At 44.1% G+C, this 19,582-nt stretch carries 16 protein-coding genes; 4 read left to right on the forward strand and 12 right to left on the reverse strand.

Features of this window, described 5'->3' with window-relative positions; genetic code table 11:
• Window positions 1–72: 72 nt before the first annotated feature.
• From ACI49J_RS06245 to ACI49J_RS06270, 6 genes are all read right to left on the reverse strand, one after another.
• Complete coding sequence (locus ACI49J_RS06245) at window positions 73–1,428, reverse strand: phospholipase C (RefSeq protein ID WP_240254771.1); 1,356 nt, start codon at window positions 1,426–1,428, stop codon at window positions 73–75.
• Entirely contained in the window at window positions 1,429–2,388 is a 960-nt protein-coding gene (locus tag ACI49J_RS06250) for an energy-coupling factor transporter transmembrane protein EcfT (protein ID WP_240254769.1), read from the reverse strand.
• Between the two features lie 2 nt (window positions 2,389–2,390).
• Window positions 2,391–3,929, reverse strand: coding sequence for an ABC transporter ATP-binding protein (locus tag ACI49J_RS06255; RefSeq protein WP_240254767.1), 1,539 nt, complete (start codon window positions 3,927–3,929; stop codon window positions 2,391–2,393).
• Between the two features lie 15 nt (window positions 3,930–3,944).
• On the reverse strand, window positions 3,945–4,679 hold the full coding sequence (locus ACI49J_RS06260; protein WP_240254845.1) for a hypothetical protein: 735 nt from the start codon (window positions 4,677–4,679) through the stop codon (window positions 3,945–3,947).
• 187 nt (window positions 4,680–4,866) lie between these two features.
• Complete coding sequence (locus ACI49J_RS06265; protein ID WP_240254766.1) at window positions 4,867–5,751, reverse strand: DNA-3-methyladenine glycosylase; 885 nt, start codon at window positions 5,749–5,751, stop codon at window positions 4,867–4,869.
• Window positions 5,748–6,206, reverse strand: a complete 459-nt coding sequence (locus tag ACI49J_RS06270) for a molybdopterin-dependent oxidoreductase (protein WP_240254765.1) — start codon at window positions 6,204–6,206, stop codon at window positions 5,748–5,750. Before ACI49J_RS06270 ends, ACI49J_RS06265 begins: the two co-directional genes overlap by 4 nt.
• 479 nt (window positions 6,207–6,685) lie before the next feature.
• Here ACI49J_RS06270 and ACI49J_RS06275 point away from each other — a divergent pair, with 479 nt between their 5' ends.
• On the forward strand, window positions 6,686–6,880 hold the full coding sequence (locus ACI49J_RS06275) for a respiratory nitrate reductase subunit gamma (protein ID WP_240254843.1): 195 nt from the start codon (window positions 6,686–6,688) through the stop codon (window positions 6,878–6,880).
• 214 nt (window positions 6,881–7,094) lie between these two features.
• Here ACI49J_RS06275 and ACI49J_RS06280 read toward each other — a convergent pair whose 3' ends face one another.
• Entirely contained in the window at window positions 7,095–7,748 is a 654-nt protein-coding gene (locus ACI49J_RS06280; protein WP_011182870.1) for an IS6-like element ISSte1 family transposase, read from the reverse strand.
• A gap of 61 nt (window positions 7,749–7,809) precedes the next feature.
• On the opposite strand from ACI49J_RS06280, the gene ACI49J_RS06285 reads away from it, so the two are divergent.
• A complete protein-coding gene (locus ACI49J_RS06285) occupies window positions 7,810–8,154 on the forward strand; it encodes a metal-sulfur cluster assembly factor (RefSeq protein ID WP_409366324.1) in 345 nt (114 codons plus the stop codon).
• A 465-nt stretch (window positions 8,155–8,619) separates the two neighbouring features.
• On the opposite strand, the gene ACI49J_RS06290 is transcribed toward ACI49J_RS06285, so the two are convergent.
• The 3 genes from ACI49J_RS06290 to ACI49J_RS06300 form a co-directional block, all read right to left on the reverse strand.
• Window positions 8,620–9,204: an apolipoprotein A1/A4/E family protein gene (locus ACI49J_RS06290; protein ID WP_240254763.1), complete on the reverse strand. Its 585-nt coding sequence runs from the start codon at window positions 9,202–9,204 to the stop codon at window positions 8,620–8,622.
• 625 nt (window positions 9,205–9,829) lie between these two features.
• Window positions 9,830–10,432 (reverse strand): trans-aconitate 2-methyltransferase, encoded by a 603-nt coding sequence (locus ACI49J_RS06295; RefSeq protein ID WP_275691951.1) that lies wholly within the window; start codon window positions 10,430–10,432, stop codon window positions 9,830–9,832.
• Between the two features lie 155 nt (window positions 10,433–10,587).
• Complete coding sequence (locus tag ACI49J_RS06300) at window positions 10,588–10,737, reverse strand: hypothetical protein (RefSeq protein ID WP_405023599.1); 150 nt, start codon at window positions 10,735–10,737, stop codon at window positions 10,588–10,590.
• Between the two features lie 215 nt (window positions 10,738–10,952).
• Here ACI49J_RS06300 and ACI49J_RS06305 point away from each other — a divergent pair, with 215 nt between their 5' ends.
• On the forward strand, window positions 10,953–11,483 hold the full coding sequence (locus tag ACI49J_RS06305) for a hypothetical protein (protein ID WP_240254762.1): 531 nt from the start codon (window positions 10,953–10,955) through the stop codon (window positions 11,481–11,483).
• Between the two features lie 280 nt (window positions 11,484–11,763).
• Entirely contained in the window at window positions 11,764–12,789 is a 1,026-nt protein-coding gene (locus tag ACI49J_RS06310) for a DUF4097 family beta strand repeat-containing protein (protein WP_240254761.1), read from the forward strand.
• Window positions 12,790–13,648: 859 nt separating this feature from the next.
• On the opposite strand, the gene ACI49J_RS06315 is transcribed toward ACI49J_RS06310, so the two are convergent.
• Window positions 13,649–18,178: a DEAD/DEAH box helicase gene (locus tag ACI49J_RS06315; RefSeq protein WP_240254759.1), complete on the reverse strand. Its 4,530-nt coding sequence runs from the start codon at window positions 18,176–18,178 to the stop codon at window positions 13,649–13,651.
• Between the two features lie 117 nt (window positions 18,179–18,295).
• Entirely contained in the window at window positions 18,296–19,339 is a 1,044-nt protein-coding gene (locus ACI49J_RS06320; RefSeq protein ID WP_240254757.1) for a DNA methyltransferase, read from the reverse strand.
• Window positions 19,340–19,582 lie beyond the last annotated feature (243 nt).

Here is a 19,582-nt window from a genome sequence, read left to right on the forward strand (position 1 = left end):
TCCTCACCGAGTATCGACAACTTAACCTAGAGCTCTTCAAGTCTCGAGATGCACCTCTTCCCTCTCCACGAATTAAGATACCTTACGAGACCGTCTCCTCTTAACCATGACCACGGCGAGTAACACGAATAAAATCACGAAGATGTACACGGGGAAGGAGAAGGAGTATAGCGAGGGATCCACTTGGTGGTTCACGGTAGCCACGTACCCGTACTTCACCGGGTACTGTAGGGGAACAGGGTAGGTCCAGTTACTTGGGGTTAGAATGATGGGTGGCCTAATCGCGGAGAAGTCGAATGCGTTGAGGAGACCCTGAAGGTCACTGTTCTGAACCCATGGAGTCAGCCAAGGAAGTTTCCAGTTATAATCCACGAAGGCTAACAGTGTGTAACCTGACACCGTGTAGTTATCCACATACGCCTCCTTTGCGTAAGGCGATATCACGAGTAACGGAATCCTCTGGCCCAGTGACGTACCGTTCACGAAGGGAGGAGTTACCTGATCGTAATAACCGCCACCCTCATCAAAGGTAAAGAAGATCGCCGTCGAGTTCCAGTACCTACTCCCCATGACCGCATTCACCACCTGTGAGAAGGCAATTGCACCAGCGGTCACGTTGTCGGGAGGATGCATGTCGTATTTTCCCGTCTCCCCGCCAAGGAACATAACCCAGGACACGCTGGGCAGATTCCCGTCCTGAAGGTCTTGATAGAACACACTAAGGTTGTAAAAGTTTCCTGACACACCCTTGAGGGTGGAGATCGGCCACGGTATTCCCTCCAAGTCGTATACGAAATACCCCCACGAGATATTGTGCGTGCTTAACTGGTACATGATGGTCTCATTGAAGGAGTAAATTCCTGATGCCTCGTCATTATGAAATGATGGAGGGAAACCCACTAGGTAGGCAATCCTGTTGGGTTCAGTCACGTCGAGGACAGGGGAGTAGTAGTTGTCGAAGAGGACGTATTCCTCCGCGTAATCCCAAAGGACCTCTACCTGTTCGTAGGAGAAGTACCCCATGGATTGCGGTCCCGAAAAGAGGGGGAAGCCGTCCTGTGTGGCATACCAGTAATCCTCGTGGTAGGTGGTATACCCCTCGATCGGGTCTGGTGGAGTTGAGGAGTTAATGTAGAAGGGATGAGTGTATAGGGGAATTCCAGGTATCCAGGGAACGTTTATCTGCATTAATTTCCCTGGACCCTCTACTAGGTTGACTGGCCTCATCACTGAGCAGGTCACGTTGTTCACTATGGGAGGAACCCCAAAGGGGTAAACCCCGAAGAGGTTATCGACGGAATGATTTTCATATATCACAATGATCACGTGCTTGATAGGGGTCGCCGTGCCCGTCTGGGTTGTCGCGTTAGATACCACGTGAAGTGATGGAAGGAGCACTAGGAACAAAGCTACCAAGATCAACCTCATCTAGACACCTAAGTAGGGTACAGATCTACCGAAGCCCAACATGTTTGCGACGATGGCCAACAGGATGAGTCCCACTACTAGACCAAATATCACGTAGTCCTCCTTCCCAAACCCAAGCTCCACGATCTCCGTCCTCCTTGGCAAGGCCCTAAATCCGCGCGTGTCTGCAGAGATGGCCATGGTTTTGGCTCCTCTCAGGAGGTAAACCATGGTTGGCACCAAGGCGAGGATCGCAGAGTAAAGGAGGAGGAAGGGGTACACAATCCTAGGTTTCCCCCTACCTAGTCCCCTAATAAACTGCATCTTCACGGAGGAGTCTAGGAGCTCAAATATCCTTGGAACAGTCCTCACTCCCACGAGGAGAGAGAAGGTCAGGGATAGGGGTGCCCTCAACTTCGTGAACATCCTGAAAATGTCTGACGTCGTTGTGGTTAACACCAGGATCAGGGCAGAGGCGAGAACTGCGGTCACCCTAAACCCTATTTGCAGGCCATACATCAAGGCCTGAAGGGCAAGGTTGGGTTGATACCCCATAACCTCGAAGTAGGAGGGCCACGTCCACACCGTGACCAGGTTCTGGTGCGGGAAGGCCAACTCCAGGATAGATGGAGTAACGTAGGGTGCAACGCTCCACATAGAGGAGATAAGGCTACTCACTAGGACCACAGAGAGGTACACGAGCTTTCTAACCCCGTCCCTCAGGGTAAGGTAAACCAGGGAGATAGCGAGGGTTAGAAGTGCACCTATCCACCACACCGTGGTTGATGCGACTCCCATGACCGCCAGACCTAGGAGAACCTTAGTGACCGGGTTTACCCTGTACATGAAACCTGTTCCACTTTCGTATCTGGTTATCTCCATGAAACCCTTGAGCCTGACCACGGAGACTATGAGGAGCACTGGAAACCCCACTCCATAAAAGAATAGGAACCAGCTAATAAGGGTCGTGATGAGACTCATCTTTATCCCTCCAGCGGATTCCAGGTTCCAGCTTCAACGAGGTACTCAGTGGGCGGGGTTACGATCCCTACTCTGAACACCTCCTCTGGCGTTCCCTCCGTTACGATTCTTCCCTGGTCCATCACGATCACCCTATCGCAGAACCTGTCCACGAACCTTGAATCATGTGTCACCACGAGCGTTGATATTCCCCTCTTCCCCAGTTCCCTCAACTCTTTCCCCAGGTTCTCCCTATGATACCAATCCTGTCCGCTTGTGGGTTCATCCATTAGAACCACCCTCTGTCTCCTTCCTAGGATAGAGGCCATGGCTACTCTTCTCCTCTGACCAAAGGATAGGGTTAAGGGATCCTCCTTCCTCACGTGGTTCAACGAGAATAACTTGAGGTATTGCTCTGGATCGTTGGAGGAGGCCTTGATCTCGTCCTCTACAGTTCTCCTCACAAACATTACGTCGAAGTTTTGAGGTAAATATGCAACGTAACTTCCCCTCTCGTAATACTTAGACCTGGAGATATCCTTCCCACTCACGATCAAGTGAACCTCGCTCCTCAACTTGGTGTCCAGAAGGCCCATGATCGCCTTCAGGAGGGTCGTCTTCCCTGCCCCATTCCTTCCCATGAGGGCAACTATCTCGCCCTCCCTCAGTTGAATCTCGGTGTCGACCAGCACTTTTCCTTCCCTAGTCCAAACCTTAACCCTCGCGAAGAGTGAGATACCTCCTCCCCTCACCCTGGGGATCGGACTTCGCCTATACGTCGAGAGGGAACCCCGAGTTACGCCGTACCTTTTCATGTGAAGGTAATACTCAGGTACCTCAACCCCTGCCCTAGTTAACAGGTCCACATGCTCCATCAATCTCGCCTTCTCGACGTTTAGGGCAACCCTTCCCTGATCCACTAGGATAACCCTATCCACGTAAGGCAGAACCCTCTCAACCTTATGCTCCACAATTATCATGCTCACGCCGGAGTTCCTGAGCGACCTCAGGAGTCCCAGGATCTCCGCTGTCCCTTGGGGGTCAATGCTGGAGGTGGGCTCATCCAGGATGAGCGCCCTAGGCCTCAAGGCCAGGACAGAGGCAAGGACAGTTCTCTGAAGTTCTCCCCCGGACAGTGAGGATGTCTCCCTCATCATGAGGTGGGAGACCCCTGTCACCCTTGCGGACTCCTCTACCCGTGACAGGATCTCCTCTCTAGGAAGGGCAAAGTTCTCTGGTCCGAAGGCGATCTCGTCTCGAACCAAGTGATGGAAAACCTGAGCCTCGGGATCCTGTAGGAGGGTTCCCACAAGTTTGGCCATTTCGTGAACCGGTGTCCTCCTGGGATCCCTCCCGAAAACCGTGATCTCTCCCTCAACCTTAGCCGAGATGAGGTTCGGGATTACACCGTTCAAGGAGTTCACGAGAGTGGACTTTCCTGAACCAGATTTGCCGAGTACTAGGACGGACTCCCCTTCCTTGATCTCTAGGCCATCTACCTGAAGGGAGGGCCTTGCTCTCCCTAAATAGGTTACCTTAAGGTTCCTTATCCTTACAAACAAGCTAGAACCACCAGGTTACTGACCCACTGCCCTCGCTATCCTCATGGCCAGGATTGAGGCTAGTATCCCCATGGCAATATCCCCAGGCATGAAGGCCCCTAGATTGAAGAGGATGCTACCCCAATTCACATATGAACCGTATAGGAATGGGCTAAAGAAGGCACTATAGAATATGGGATCGGGAATCGCCCACGTAAGACCAAGGATCGCGCCCTGTATCACGCCAAGGACCGTGGTAGTCTTTGTGGCCGTGGCCTCGCCTGCACCATTACTTAGTTCCTTCCCAATCCCAAAGAGATGGCCTCCAGTTACTGCGATCATTATATCCACGAAAAGTCCGTAAGTCAGCGTCTCGTAAATGAAGAACATAGGCTCGCCACCGAAACCGTAATGGAAAAGGTCACCCAACAGGTTATACACGAGTAAGGTAAACATCCCTGCACCGACTTTCCTGACTAGGGCAGCTATGATAAATACAATCACAAGTCTACCCCAGAAACCTATATCCACGAATGACGTGCTTGGAAGGAACCTTCCCACGAAACTACCAATGTAGAACTCCCACACCACTGAGAAAGCTCCACCTATCCCTATGTAAACTAGGTCTACCGTGGTGAAGGACCTGAGGCCTCCAGTCTTCCTCCCGTAATACACGACAAAAAGAATTGCCCCTATAAAGTAAAGTACCACTATCTCCCAAGGAATTTCCCCTGGAACGTTTATTGCTCCTTCAATTCCATTAAATCCCATTTTTATCAAGATCTGCTCGTTACAGAGTTTATACAAGTATTGTATAGAGAATTCAGAAAGTATATAGTTATATGTAGATTACTGATTCTATAGAGGAGTGATGACAGAGGTGGTCTTGAGACCTCTACCTCACATCTTCTCCTGGCTCGGTCCAATCAAAATCAAGCTCAATCCCGGCTCAGGACACTCAGTGAGGCAGGACACCTTTTTCATCCAAACTAGCCAACAACAAATGAAAATATATTAGGCCAGCATATTCTGACCACGGTTCAAGTGACCTTTTCACGTGTTCCGTATCCGAAGCGCTCAAGTTAAAGTATCTTCTGAGCTTGTTTTGAGCCCCCGCATCACCCGTAGGGAACACGTTCAGTCTTCCTAGCCCCCTAAGCAAGATGTAGTCCAGTGACCATCTCCCAATTCCCTTCAACTCCCCCAGTAGTTCTATGACATCCTCATTACTCGCGTTCCTCAGTCTCTCCTCCTGTATTTCTCCACTCGCAAACTTCGTAGCAACTTCTCCTATGTAGGTCGCCTTCCGCTCACTATACCCAATTTTCCTCAACTCTTGCTTCGCATTAATCAATGTCTCAGGCCGAGGAAAACCGTACGCGGTCAAGTTATCAAGATAAACCTTGTCTCCAAACGTGATGGTTAGTCTGGTCAGGATCGAGAGGCAGGCATCCAAGGAAATTTGCTGACATGTTATTGCGTTAATCACGGCCTCAAAGAGGCTTGGGAAGACTACGGGTTTAGCGCCCAAGAATCTCCTCACCATATCCCTCAAAACTGGGTGAGCTTGAGATATCTCGTAGAACCTAGTGAGATCCACATGAATTCCGAGCATTCTTTCCACTATTTCCACCGCCCTCTCCGCCTCTTCACCAGACGCCTCAACAACGATTCGTGAATCCTGAGTCACCTTAACGAGGACAGGTTCTCTCAACGTTAATACTCGGCAATAGGTTTTATCTGATATCATATCGATCCCGTTCTTAACGCTCCTTTTCAGCAACCAAGAGGTCAAGGTCAAACTGAACGGTGATTTCGGCTCAATTTCCTTGACTATCTTCATGGGGTCAGGCCTATCCTACTTAACGCAATCATCCTCCCAGTAGACTCCCTATGCTCCTCTGTGACCTCTATTTCCGATAACCACTTCACACTCTCGTAGCATTGTTGAGAAGGGAAAACTAATCTCAGCGGACCGCCTCGCCTTTCAGTTAACCTCTCTCCGTTGTAAGCATATGCTAGCACTACGTCATGGTTCATGATCCTGCTTAACTCCATGGTGATGGAGTAGTCCCCTGCTTTAAACACGGCATACTTAGCGTTAGCCAACGGTTTGGCTCGAGATAGAACGTCCCTAACTCTGACTCCCTGCCACTCTGAATCCTGTATGACCCAACCCTCAACGCATCTGAAATCGAAGGTTAAGGTGACGACGGGAAGTTTGAGTATGTCATCTAGGCGAAGGGTAAGTTGATTTTCCACTAGCCCGGTAACTCTCAGCGACCATTCACTCGACATTCTCAGATCATTGCTCGATATAAAATAAAAGATTTGACCTAACGTTTTAGAGCTACACATGAAAGGATTACGTTACACAGACATACCCACTGAACATACTTCTCGAAACTAACAATAGGCCTTTAGACCCATAATTTGCATTTGCTTCTAACCTGTTTCACTATGGAATCGTGATTGTACCATTGGGTCGCCTGTTCGGGATCGCGTTGCCTGCTCAGTCCTCCTAACGTTAGGAAGATCCTATGCCCTCTACGTCACGTTGACCTTCTACCTTGGAGCAATCTTTGGGATCGTGATTTGATTGGGCTGATCTAGCTTGTCATAATATCCTGTTCAACGAGAGCCTATAATGCCCTATCAATCACAGATCGCTTGGTTTACATGTTGTTGATTTCCGTAATTGTTACAGGGCTTTACAACACGCTAGCGATACATGCGATTACGAGACGACTGTTGCCCCTTGGTTTCAGGGACTAATTCTGCTTCATCCGAATCCATCCTTGATGGCTCAGGCTCCCCCAATTCTACAGATTCACGTGGCTCTCACCTTCCTGCTCTACGCACTATGGCCTTTCTCGAGGTTAGTCCACGTATTCACGCTTCCAGTGACATACCTATGGAGACTATACATAGTTTATAGGGGACAGGGAGCTCAGGTGAAGAGAGCCCGCTAGTTCCTCCAACAAACTTTTCATGCCAGAAAACCCGTAAATAGCCTTCACCTCGAGTTTACCCTTACTGTTTAGGGCGTATATATTTTACATTAAACCGTGATAAAGGCATATGGAAACCACACCTAGCGTGAAGTTAACTGAAGGAGATAAGGAGGAGTGGAAGAGGAGAATAGTGGAAAACTTGCACCAGGTTTACGAGTGTGTGTCCAACAATTTATTTCTCCCTCCAAATTTCCAATAGATTGTAGACCGTGAAGAAGGCCGAGAACCAGGATTCAAGGCTTCTCTTGCTCGCGTTCCACGGGAAGTGGAAGTCCATGGTCGAGAGCCTATGCTTCGCGGTTCTAAACACCTGCTCAACCCTGTTCCTAATCCCGAAGGTGACGTGCTCGTGGTCGACCCCCGCTATCGAGAGGAAGTTGTACGCGGGGAGGCCGTCGTGTATGTACTTGGCCCTCAGGAACTCTCCTCTCGTCCTTATCTCCACCTGCCTCACTCGCTTCACGAGGATAATCACGTCGAGGCCCGACCTGGCCTTCGTGATCATGAAGAACGGGATAACTCCCGTGTTGACGTCCCTCACGACCCACAGGTAGTACATCACCCCCTTCACCAGAAGTACCTTCGTCTCGTCCACCGCGTACTCCCCGGTCAAGGGGAGGTCGAGCGTCGTCCTCGTCGCTCTTCTCCAATAATAGTGAACCGTGCTCCTCGGGACCCTGAACCTCCTGAGGGATAGTCCAAGGAAATAACTAGCTAACGCTTCCGCCAACTCCTGAAGGGACCAGAACCGGGGCTTAAGGTTATTAAGTTGGAGAAGGTAGATCATTACCTGGGTCAGGACGGGAAGAGGTACGCTCCTCTTCACGTCTGCTCACGTGATAGACCCGTCCTGACCCTTAAATATTATTTTGTCTAATTTAGCAATATTGTTGGACACACACGTTTACGACCCAGAAATTCCCATAGATATAGTGAACCTAGGCCTAATCTACGAGTTGGAGGTGAGCGATGAGGGAGACGTCTTCGCTAGGATAGGTGCCACAACACCCTCCTGCCCAGTCACCTCAGACCTGGAGTATACTGTGGAGCAGGTAATCAAGGAGACTGTCCCTGCGAAGAGTGTGAGGGTAGACCTAGATCTAGAAACCAAGTGGACACCATTAATGATGACGAGGGAGGGTAGGGAAGACTTCAAGCGGAAGTACGGTTACGATATAGTGAAGCAGTGGGCCCTAACCATGGGCATAGAACTGGACTCTGATGATCAGTAGAAAATGGTTCCTGGTCTCCAGTACTGTGGGTCAGGGAAAGATCTAACAAAAATATTGCGTTGATTTTCACGCTTCGACTCTTATTGGATTATTCGGGACGTGTTGTAGGCCTATGTGGGTAAGCAAGCTCTCTACTTTTCTCCTCTTCTCGTGACACACGGGACACTCATAACCATCGTCCCTAACTATTGGTCCATAGCTCGAATGTTGGAGAACCTTATGCTGATAGTATAGTGAGTTAGTTGAGAAAGTCTCACCACACATCTCACATTTTAATATAACACGTTTTATCATAAAAATAATTTTGGAGTCGCCTGTATTTAAATATCTGGTAAATTAGGGAACAAGGTTTAACATTAAAGACAGTTAAGGATCTTCATGTCTCTAGTTGTGATGACAGATCACAAACCAGTGCCTTTGAACCTTGAGGTCTTCAGGGATATGACCATGAAAATAACTCGTAGTCTATCCGTTCTCCTTCTTGGCTAGGATTGCTATCAATTGGTCAAACCTTGCGTTCATGTCCTTACGTAAGTCGTCAATTCTCTTGTTTACCTCATCGAACCTTGACTCAGACCTCTTCTCCATCTCGTCAAACCTCTTGTCGGTGTACTCTTTGAGTTCTTGAAACCTATTGTCGGTATACTGCTTGAGTTCTTCGAATCTTAAGTCCGTGTACTGCTTCATCTCATCAAACCTATTGTCGGTGTACTCTTTCAATTCTTCGAATCTTTTATCGGTATATTGTTTCATCTCATCGAATCTCTTGTCGGTGTATTGCTTTATCTCCTCGGTCTTCTTATCTGTGTAGGCCCTTGACTCCTCGAATTTCCTCTCCACTAGATCCCTCAATCCCTTCACCTCGGACTCCAGCTTATCAATTCTCCTATCTAGTTGAGCCTGGAGGTCATCTATCCTCTTGTTGGTTAGGTACGCGATGAGAACTTGATATTCCTGTTCCGTGATCTTCCTCCCCTGCTTCGACTTCTCGACAATCCCCTTTACGTACTCCAGGACTATGTCAGTCACGAGGGAGGTAATCTCACTCATATGTCTCAATTCTCGCGAAGATAAATAAACCTGAGAGTTTCCTGAAAGTGGTGGCGTGAACGAACCTACCACATTAGGCTAGTTGAGGGGAGGCGGGGCACGTTGAGACCTAGCAAGTTAACGCACGGTTCTGAAAGTGGTCAGGATAGAAGACTAGTTTTCCGTAAAAGTGGTCAGCAAATGCATCCACAAATCCTAGAATTCAAGGGACTGAACACAAGACCGTTATGCTAGCATCTCTTCAACGACTATGGAGGGAGAGGAGCCTCTCCTAACCAGAATTCTCAAGGCCGTAAGTGATGAGGGACAACTGGCCCCATGACGTCTTCTAGTCTCAAGACCAGGAATGAAGTCACCTATTTGTCCTGAAAGCCCTAGGGCCTTAATAATAGAGACCTAAAGCTGAGCGACTTGCTAATTGCGTCCTGAGAATTCTGTCTCAGCCGGACAGAGTTCAACGTGGAGAGTTCATGAGAACGTAAAGGTCTGCCTTCCAGGTTTCCGTCTAATGAGGGGCTTGGAGGGAACTGGAAGCGTAGCCCAGAGGTTAACCAAGAGCCTCGAGGACTACCAACCATTCTCGCCATCCACGGGGTGTTAATACTATTCACGTTACTTATTCATTTCATTTAGATTTCAGTGCAACCAAGATGTATTTGAAGAATAAACCTTGAGTTTCTGGTTTTATCACAAAATCAACGTGAAATATGTCTGAAATCCTTTTCATGTCATCGCGAAAGGGATCCACAAACAGGCTTTTCTTTATGAATCCGTCGGCGTTTACGAAGTACGATCCAGGTTTAAGCACGTCATGAATATTCCTGTAAGCGACGAATCTCTTTCTCCCTAGGTTGTGGAGCACCAGATTGGATACTGCAAGGTCGAATTTCCCTGGGGGCAGACTCTCGGTTACGTCTGCCTCAACGATTTTCACCCTATCGAGGACTTGAGCGATCCTGAGATTGTTTTCCAGGAGGTCCCTAGAGTTCTCCCTCAGAGATGATTGGGTAAATACGTCCACGCAGGTTACTGTAGCCCTAGGGAAATAAGAGGCGGTAAGAATGGTGAGGAAACCTAGACCACAACCTACATCTATGATCTGTAGGTCCGCGTTACTATCATATGTCCTCTTAAATGCCTCCATAAACATCTCCTTGGCCGTTTCCCTCATTCTTTCGGATTCTTTAAATGTGGTGTGATGATACGTTCCAAAGTATGGTTTGTCCATCTCCTAATCTGTAGCCTCTTCCCCCTAAAAACAGATGTGGGAATGAAGGGACGCGAATCCTATGTCCCCCCACCCCCGCGACGGATTAGTTCTGAGGGTGAGGAATTTCGTGAATGAGATACCTAGTCCAAGTGTCCTTGAGGTGGCACTGCCAATCAAGTCTTGTTGACTGCATACTCCACAGTCAAGGAAAGGTCGAGGGCCATCCTATCCACCCTCTTCCAGTAGTGAACAGTCCTCGGGACCTTAAATCTCCTAGACGAGAGCTGAGAAAATAGCCTCCCACGCTTCCCCCAACTCCTCAAGTAACCAGAACGAGCTTAAGACTATTAAGGATAAGGAGATAAATTATAACCTGGGTTAGGACGCGAAGCTGAATCTTCGCGTTTGCCCACGCGATAAGCCCATCCTATTCTTTAAATATTATTCTGTTTAATTTAGTGATATTGGCGATACTGTTACACGCAATATTGACGATAAACAAGCTTTTTATAGCGGCTTTATCTCCTTCTCTATTCGTATGAAGAAATCAGCAATAATAGGAGTTGTAATTATTCTGGGAATTATAGTAATAGTATCTTTATTCTTTTATTTCGATGTAGGAAAAATTAATACTTCAATCCCTGTAACCACAAGCAACTCAAATGTGACGGCGCTTTTAAATGAGATAGCAACGCTGAAAGGTGAGGTAAATAACCTCACTAGCCAAAATCAACAACTGCAATCAATCGTTAACTTACAAGATACAAATACAATTGTAAATGATTATTCTGTAAATCAACCTGCTGGTCAATATAGCACAATTTCATTCACTTCAAATTATGCTGGTTATGTGACTGTTAATGTATTGTCTTCAACCACAAGTAAAACAACTGTTACAATAGTAGAATCTACTAATAACGGACAAACAATAACGAGCCAGACATATAACGTAGGTGCAAGTGGGACTGTCGTATTTCCAGTATTACCAGGCAACATAAATATAGAGATTGGTAATAATAATCTAATAAATGGAGCTTCAGAAACTGTAACCATAACCTATACTTATTAATTTTTAATCTTATTGAAGTAAAATACAAGTATTCGCCTTTATCTAGTAACGTAAGTTTTTATGTTCTCCCAGAATAAGGAGATATACGAGGAATTAGCCAAAGTAATTATAGGGAGTTTAATCTGTTATAAAACTCTAAGAATTGATAATATTAAGAATATATTAGTTATGTAAGTAAAACAGAATATAATGAGATATCTCTATCTTTTTACCTATCCATTTAGGATATTGAAGCAAATATGAAGGTAAACATATTAACCAATTATGCAATTACTATCCAATGAAAAAAGGAACTTCTACTCTAAATATTAAATCTTTGGGAGTTAGGAGAAGGAAGATAAGATCTATAGGTGCTTCCTCGACCATTGTTCTTGTCACGGCCATAATTGTAATTGGAGTTGTTGCAGTAACAGGATTATACTTGTTCTCCCCGGCATCTCACTCTACTCAACAACCTTCATCTACTCCTCCATCTACAACCACATCTCCTCCATCTACAAGTACGTCAAGTAACGGTGGATCCTCTGGAAGCACATCTACCAATCAGGGGGGTCAACAGAGTACTTCCACTGGTACATCGACACAAGGCACACAGTCCTCATCATCTACAGGCGGATCCTCGTCTGGAAGTACAACCTCCTCCAGCTCCGGTAGTTCAGGCTCATCGACCTCTTCCACAATTACCGCGGTGGAAGTCCTTGATGTGTGCGGATCTATCTCAATCGTGTCTGGTCAATTCCAGGTGAATTCAAACGTGCAATTATCTACCTCCTATAGTGGGAGCGAAGCCGTAATTCAGGGTTCCGCCTCCGAAGTAGGGAACACCACGATCACTGTTCCTCCAACAGTGACGCAGATAGTCATTGAGAAATCCAATGCTAACATCTACATCTCGAACAACTACGTAACCAGTATTACGGCCATAACCAGTAACGGTAACATCGAGATAATATCCAATTCTGCAACTAGTGTTGAGGCGGAAACATCAAATGGTGGAGTAATTCTTCAGTTAAACTCTCCAACCTCTGTGAGTGTGACTGCCTCTAATGGGGCAATACAAGCCCAGTTCTCCACTCTAGACGGCGGATCTATTTCCCTTATTACTTCCAATGGTAATATCTACTTCACGACTCCAACATCCTCAAGCATAGAGGTGTCTGCCATGACCAGTAACGGTGCCATCTCTTACACCTTACCACTAACAAACGTACAAAATATCAACGATCAAATACTCACAGGATCTATGAACGGAGGAGCAACACAGGTATCCCTTGAAACTTCTAACGCAGACATTCAAATAAACTAATTCTAATTTTTGTTTTATCACAATCCCAGGCTAATCAGAAATGGATTTCAGTATAATGGTGATAATTTTTGAGTTTATTTCGATATATAGATACATATCTGCTCATTATATAGATTTTATACGGGTTTGTCGACTATTATTCGGTGTTTCCTGGAGATGGGACGATTTTTGAAATAGGATGAAGCAAGTCAATCTATATCATACTTAGTAGAATATATGGAGATTGACGTGGTCTCCCTTTTCCATTATAAACTTTTTATCTTTATGTTAGCTATTTTTGGCTAATGTCCAACCACATTGACTAAGTGGAGATTGATAGTTAGTACACGAAACCTCCCGATCTATGAAGCGATGCCAAGGTATAGGAAAGCGTTGTAGAATGATGGACCTACATAGAAAGGAACTCAAAGACTCTTCGTGAGGAGTCTTCGTGGCTTACCTTTCTTCTCTAGAGGCGTTCACGTTGCGTTCTCCTTAGAGGACTGGGAAGAACGGACCTCCCAATAAATTAGACGATATCCCATGAAGACTCGGATAAGTGACTATTTCAGGGTCCACATTCCCTCACTTGATACCGTCGCATAGCGTGAATCCCAACGAATATCATCCTCGTCACTTCACGGTAGCTCCGGGAGGTTCAGAAGGGCCACAAGGATAGTGAATGAGGGCCTCAGATGATGAAGTGCTCGCCGTGGCTCGTCCGGCGTCAACTTAGCTAAATCCTGGAATTTGTAACTCCATGATGATACTATGAAACTATATGTGAAAATTTAAAGAAATTATAAATTATATTTTAAAATAAACTAAAAATAAAATCAAGGCGAGGGCAGATGGAGTTTTCTGTATTTTGGTATCTACTCTAAACAGGCTCTAACCTGATGAGTGTGGGCTTTTCCACATTTATTATCTCCCCTAAGTCTTGACCTAAATTTGCTATGCGTATTTCGCCAGGCAAAGCGTAAAATAGGGTGTCAGACAACCAAACACCTTTACCCTGAATAAGGTACCTGCTAAAGAGAGTGACCTTACTTGTATCGGTTCCTCTAGACTCTAATAATTTGAAAAACTTCTCCCCACTATTCGTTCTCAATGATCCAGCGATTTTTTGTATTAATTTATTTCTGTCATCTCCGAGCTCGACCTTTACATCAACACCGAACTGACTCTTTATTGCATCAATCCTGGATTTTACCTCACCTAATAAATTTTGAAACTTCTGAGCTGTTAACCCAAGTCTTATCATAGCATTTATAAAGGATTCGGCCTCGTCAATACTCTTACTCTTTCCAGGAATTTTATTTAGTTCATCTAAACCTTTTGATAATAATTCCATATAACTTTGAAGTATAATTATATCGTCATCCTTGACAAGTTGTCCAACAATCGTTCCAATCTGATTTTCATCCATCCTCTTCAGGTAATTTTGTGGGTCCGGAATAACAATAAATTTACCTTCTCCTCCTACTAAATACTTGGTAATCATTGAAGGTATCTTCGTCTGGATCCCCATATAATACTGTAGGCCTGCTCTCTCTATTGGATTTTGTGAATCTAAGAAGTATTTGAATGTCACCAGTTTACCCTTTTTCGTGCATATAATTCCCACGTTGCCCAGCGTTGCCAGTTCTCCTGTCACCTTTACAGGCTGCGAATTTTGAGATAATTTACTCAGCACGAGATAATAATGATAAGGTCTCTCGAAGTCCTCTTGGCTTATTTCATTTAAATTGTTAAAAAGCTTCACAATAGGACAAGGAGCTGCCTGAACGTCGGTCTTAATGGTCGGAGTGGTCATATTTCCTCTTTCCACCCTCACAATATCTGCGACATCTTTTTTATGCTCTTCGAGTTCAGAACTAGAATATTTAACGGCTACTCTCTCAAAAAATGTAATAGCCCTCTTCAGTATATCATCCCTTAAATCAGTACAGTATATCCCAAAATTAGCTTTATCATTACTAGAAATAATATCCAGGATTGATTTTTCGTATTCCTGAAAAGGTTTGCCCGCTTCATCGAGGCTAAGTAAGAATGGTGCATCGTCTCTTAGAATATAATTTATTACAAAATCTATCCTAGAGAATTTCGGTGAATCTGGAACACATTTATCCCTAAGTCCTATCGAGGTAATGAAGCCAAATCCTATTATTTTATTATCTTGATCTGCGAAGAAATTATATAACTTTCCATTATTTGCATATAATAAGAATAATTCTCTTCTATACATTTTATCAAAATTATTTAGATTTTCAAAATATATAGAGTTATTCTGAGCTAATTTCTTATCTATCGTGAATGATATAATTTTTTTATCTCCTAATTTTTGCCTTGCACCATTCCATGTTCTTTCGTCGATCCTTGTGACGCATATACCAGAAGGCGGACTTTCCGTTTCAGTTCCTATGACCAGGTTAGACACTAGTAACTCAAGGAATTTTTCAAGTTGTTCAATATCTTGATTAAGCAATTGATTGAGAAAATCGTATGGATCGATATTCATGTTTTCAATTTTATTTAGAATTTTTTGCAAATCTAAGGGTATAACTCTGGGATACCTACAGAGAAAAATGGGAAATTTTGGACCTTTAGGTGTATAAATCGTAAAATCCTTATAATCATTCTCATCCTGTTTTAGCAGCTCGTTTATATTTCTGAACTCTTTGAACGACTGTGCCGATATCTCTAGAAATCGATCGTTATTACTGTCAAGAGGGATCATTATTTTTACGTTCTTCATGTTCTCCTGAAATAAATGGCCCAGAAAATTAGATAATCTAGAATTTCTGTATAACTCATATATATTCTCTAAAAACTGAACAGTATCAGTAACTATGCTATCGAATTCATTTTCTCTTATTAGTGGAAATCCGTACCTAAAGTGATTTATCCTTAAAAGAATCTTAGTTTGCTCATCATATTTCAAATTTTTTAAGGCTTGTATTAGTTCATTCCTCGTAATTTGTTTGGTCCCATCAGTCATCTTTTTGTTTTCGAGTAACATGGGAAGGAATCCCATAGGTTCAGATTCCCATATTAACAACTCTTTCTTCTTCTTAGAAGGTAAAGAACATACAATAAGATCAAGAGGAACGTTATAAATTTTTCTTAATGCTACTCTCAGAATTGCAATATATTTTTCCATGTTACTGTTCTGTGAAAGTCCTGAAATTGCATATGCATATGTTATACCTTTTAAATGTACCCTTGCCCTTAAAGGAACTGTTACTGATTTTACCTTATTATTCGGAGAGTAGACGTACCATGTAATCTTGCTTGGAAATTCCTCATATCTGACTAGGCCTCCCAACACGCCATCCTTTACCCTAGTTTCTGACACACTACCCTTTACCTTAATTTCCGTACTTACCCTTGAGATAAGCCTACCTGTCTGAATTAATTGATCTATTGAATAATCCTTTAAATCTCTAAAATCCTTGTCACTATTTAAAATAAGGCGGAGACCTTTCATCAAGCTATTTATCTCGTTGCCGAGATCAGCGGCATCTCCTCCTGATTTCAAATATTTGTCTAGGAGTTCTGTAGTAACCTCATTAATTATGTACCTTATCTTACCCTCATTGTCTCTTTTTGGTTCCACAGATTCCTCCTTAATCCCTTTACCATGTCCAACGGATACTACCGATTTCACAACAGTGTGAAGAGCATAGTCTATTGCCCCTGGCTGATAATATCTCACCATCTTTTCGTACGGTATCCTCGCAATTGATCCTGTAGTAGTGGACTCCGAGCTTGGTTCATCTAGTCTGACTTCTGCCTCCGCTTTATTTTCAATCGTATAAAATGAGGCTGATACCCTCTTTGTCCTCTCAGTTTGACTTGATAACTTACTACCTCTGTAGAACTTTATGAAACCTATATCTCGTAAGTCTTGGAGGAGCGGATCCTCTCTAGCCCTGCTTAGCGGTACCTCTTCACCCAGGACGTTATTTCTCACAGCCTTTGAAAATATACTCTCAAAAAACCTACTTAGTTCGCTATCATATGATAATATTATGCTTTCAGGACCTAGATTGAGCCAGCTCATGAAAGTCTGTTCTGGATCCTGACCAGTAAAAGGAATAAGATCGCCAATACTCCTAGGAAATATCACGCTCTCTACGGTCTGAATATTAGGATCTCTCCCTTTTCTGCCCTCCCTTTGGATGAATTCCCTAACTAGTTCGGGTAAACCATAATGGACAACCCTGTTACCTGCCCTAAAATTGACTCCTTGACCCATGGTTTTCACTGAAATAAGTAATTTTACTATGTTATCATTAACTTTTTGAATTGTTGCACCAGGATCCCCCCGCAGTGAATGATGAATTCCAATTTTTTCATCTGATTCGTTTGGGTTAAGTTCATAAAACAACCTTTCAGCCTCTGATATGTAATTGGTAAAGAGGAAAGTCAAACCATCTTTATCCGCCATTGACTTTAGGAAAATTTTATACAGTGTGGTATCATGCTTCAACGAGACTAAGACCCTAGCTCTCGCTAGGGGATCATTGCGAGACCTCGGATCGTGTGATTTAATGATCTGTTTACCGTCTAGATATCTATCCAAATCCTTTAGAAATTCATCGTCCTCATCATTCAAATAAAGCAGATAATTCTCAAATTTCGGCTTAGGTGAGACCCCTGTGACGAATTCTGTTTCCCTATCGTTTAAGTTCCGAAGTGAAATTGAATCTCTCAGGGTAGCACTCATTATAACTAGTTGTGGAACATCCTTTTCTTGTGAGTTTTTTCGAATTATCTCTTTATATAGAGTCTTCAACAACGTAAGTAACTTAAGGGCCTGTGCACTGGAGTAGAAATCAAATTCGTCTAACACAATGAAGTCTATATTGTTAAAGGGGGCAAGCCTAACCCTTGAGTGAAGATTTCTGGCTATTTTCTCTGGATTAGTGATCACGATTGAGGCGTTTTTGGCATAATCCAGAGAATCGTAATTTCTATCATACTCACCATCATATCTTACTGGACCATTCATGCTAATTGTGTCTACACATTTCTCGAAATAGCCTGAAAGTCTCGTCTCCTGATCTTTTCCCAAGGCGACAGTCGGGTAAATTACTAAGGCTCTTGCCTTGCCTCGCGTGTATATTAAGTACAATAGATAAATGAACCAAGCCTCAGTCTTTCCTGACCCAGTGCTTGATGCTAATATCACGTTTTTACCATTCTTTAGCGCCTCGAAGGCCCTTACCTGATGACTGTAAAGTTTGAATTTAGCTAATTCACATGAGTTAACGTCACCTTGGAAATCAGGAATCAGATCCTTGAGAGTAGTTGCTGTGATCGAGCTTTCCTCCTTGTTTTCTCTTACAATTTTAAGAAAGTTGATGTAACCTTCGTTACCAACCTTGACCCTCTCAACAGGCAAACCTCAATCATTATCAATTACAAATGAAAATTTTAAACCTTTTCTATATGTCAGAGATGTTATTTTATAGTTAGTGGAGATATTATCTATATGTCTAAAGTTAAATAAACTTATCACTCAAGTGTAAGACCTTATTACGAGATACTCAGTCCCACCTCGTGGTCCGATTCGTCGTTGATTATCTATGCTGACCAAGTCAACCTTCACGTTCCCCCACCTCGCTCTCACTAGGCTAACAGCTCTCTCCCTAAGCTTGTAATTATCTTCGTGAAAAATGAGAAACTTTCTCCCCATCCTCTTGGTCCTGTCGAGGAATTTATCAAATCGCAAAAAATAGATGTCGAGACTCGATCTCTTGGGATTATATATTAATTCTTTAGAAAAACTGAAACGTATTTTCCTCCCAAGAAGATTTCCAAAGTTGCTTTCTCTCAACCATACCCAATAGAAGTAGGATAGCTCCATATACTGAACCTCATCAAAGAAGGGAGGGTCAGTAATTAGCGTCGCATTCCTAGGATACTCGTAAGAGAGTGCGTTCCTTATCATTAGCTCGACGTTGAGTTGCCCATTCTGTCTACGAAACCTCTTCAGCGTCCTCTCGAATACCTGAAAGGCGTCAAGTTCCTCGTGAACCTTAGGTATCCAGTAGCTGGGAACTCCCCAAGACCCAGCCCCTCTCCTCTTCATCTTAGAGGAGGGGAATAGGGAGGCACAAAAGGCTGCGTAAAGGGCTACCTTAGTATTAAATGAGGCGTTAACCTGGTCTATGGCCCGGAGGAGCGAGTACAGTTTTCGGAAATTATCTTGAGAGAAAAGCTCGCTGACTCTCTCCACATTTCTCTTTTTGAAGAATGGAGTTCCATCCCTGTAATATAGAAAGTCGTCGTGCAAAACCGTCTTTCTTACCTTCATCCCCTTGGCAATTTCAAGAACCTGCTGCCCCTTCTCCATGAACTCAGTCTTGTTAATACCTTGCGTATTTACAAACGCTACCAGCCATGCGTAGGGGTTTATGTCAAGGTATATTCCCCTTCTACCCGCCTGGGCCGCGGCGGAGACTATGGCACCGGATCCACCGAAGGGGTCCACCACCGTATCTGTCGAGTCCTCAATTAATTCGTTGATAATACTTTCAGGTTTTCTACCCCAGTACCTCATTAGGATGAAATTTTCCCATGATGATCTTCAACAAACTCCGGTTTAATGAACTTTTCTATCTATTGTTTGATTCAGGTTGGGAACTGGGAACCGCTAATGATAAAACTGGAAAGTTAAAACAATGAAGATTTTTATTTTAGCAGACATTATTACCTTAATGTCAATTCTCACTTTGAGTGATCAAGACCTTTTCTCTGACTCCTGCTCTGAACTTTACCAAGAGATCCTTAAGCATGAGTTGTG

Source organism: Metallosphaera sp. D4-4 (assembly GCF_046245145.1).
Lineage (GTDB): Archaea > Thermoproteota > Thermoprotei_A > Sulfolobales > Sulfolobaceae > Metallosphaera > Metallosphaera sedula.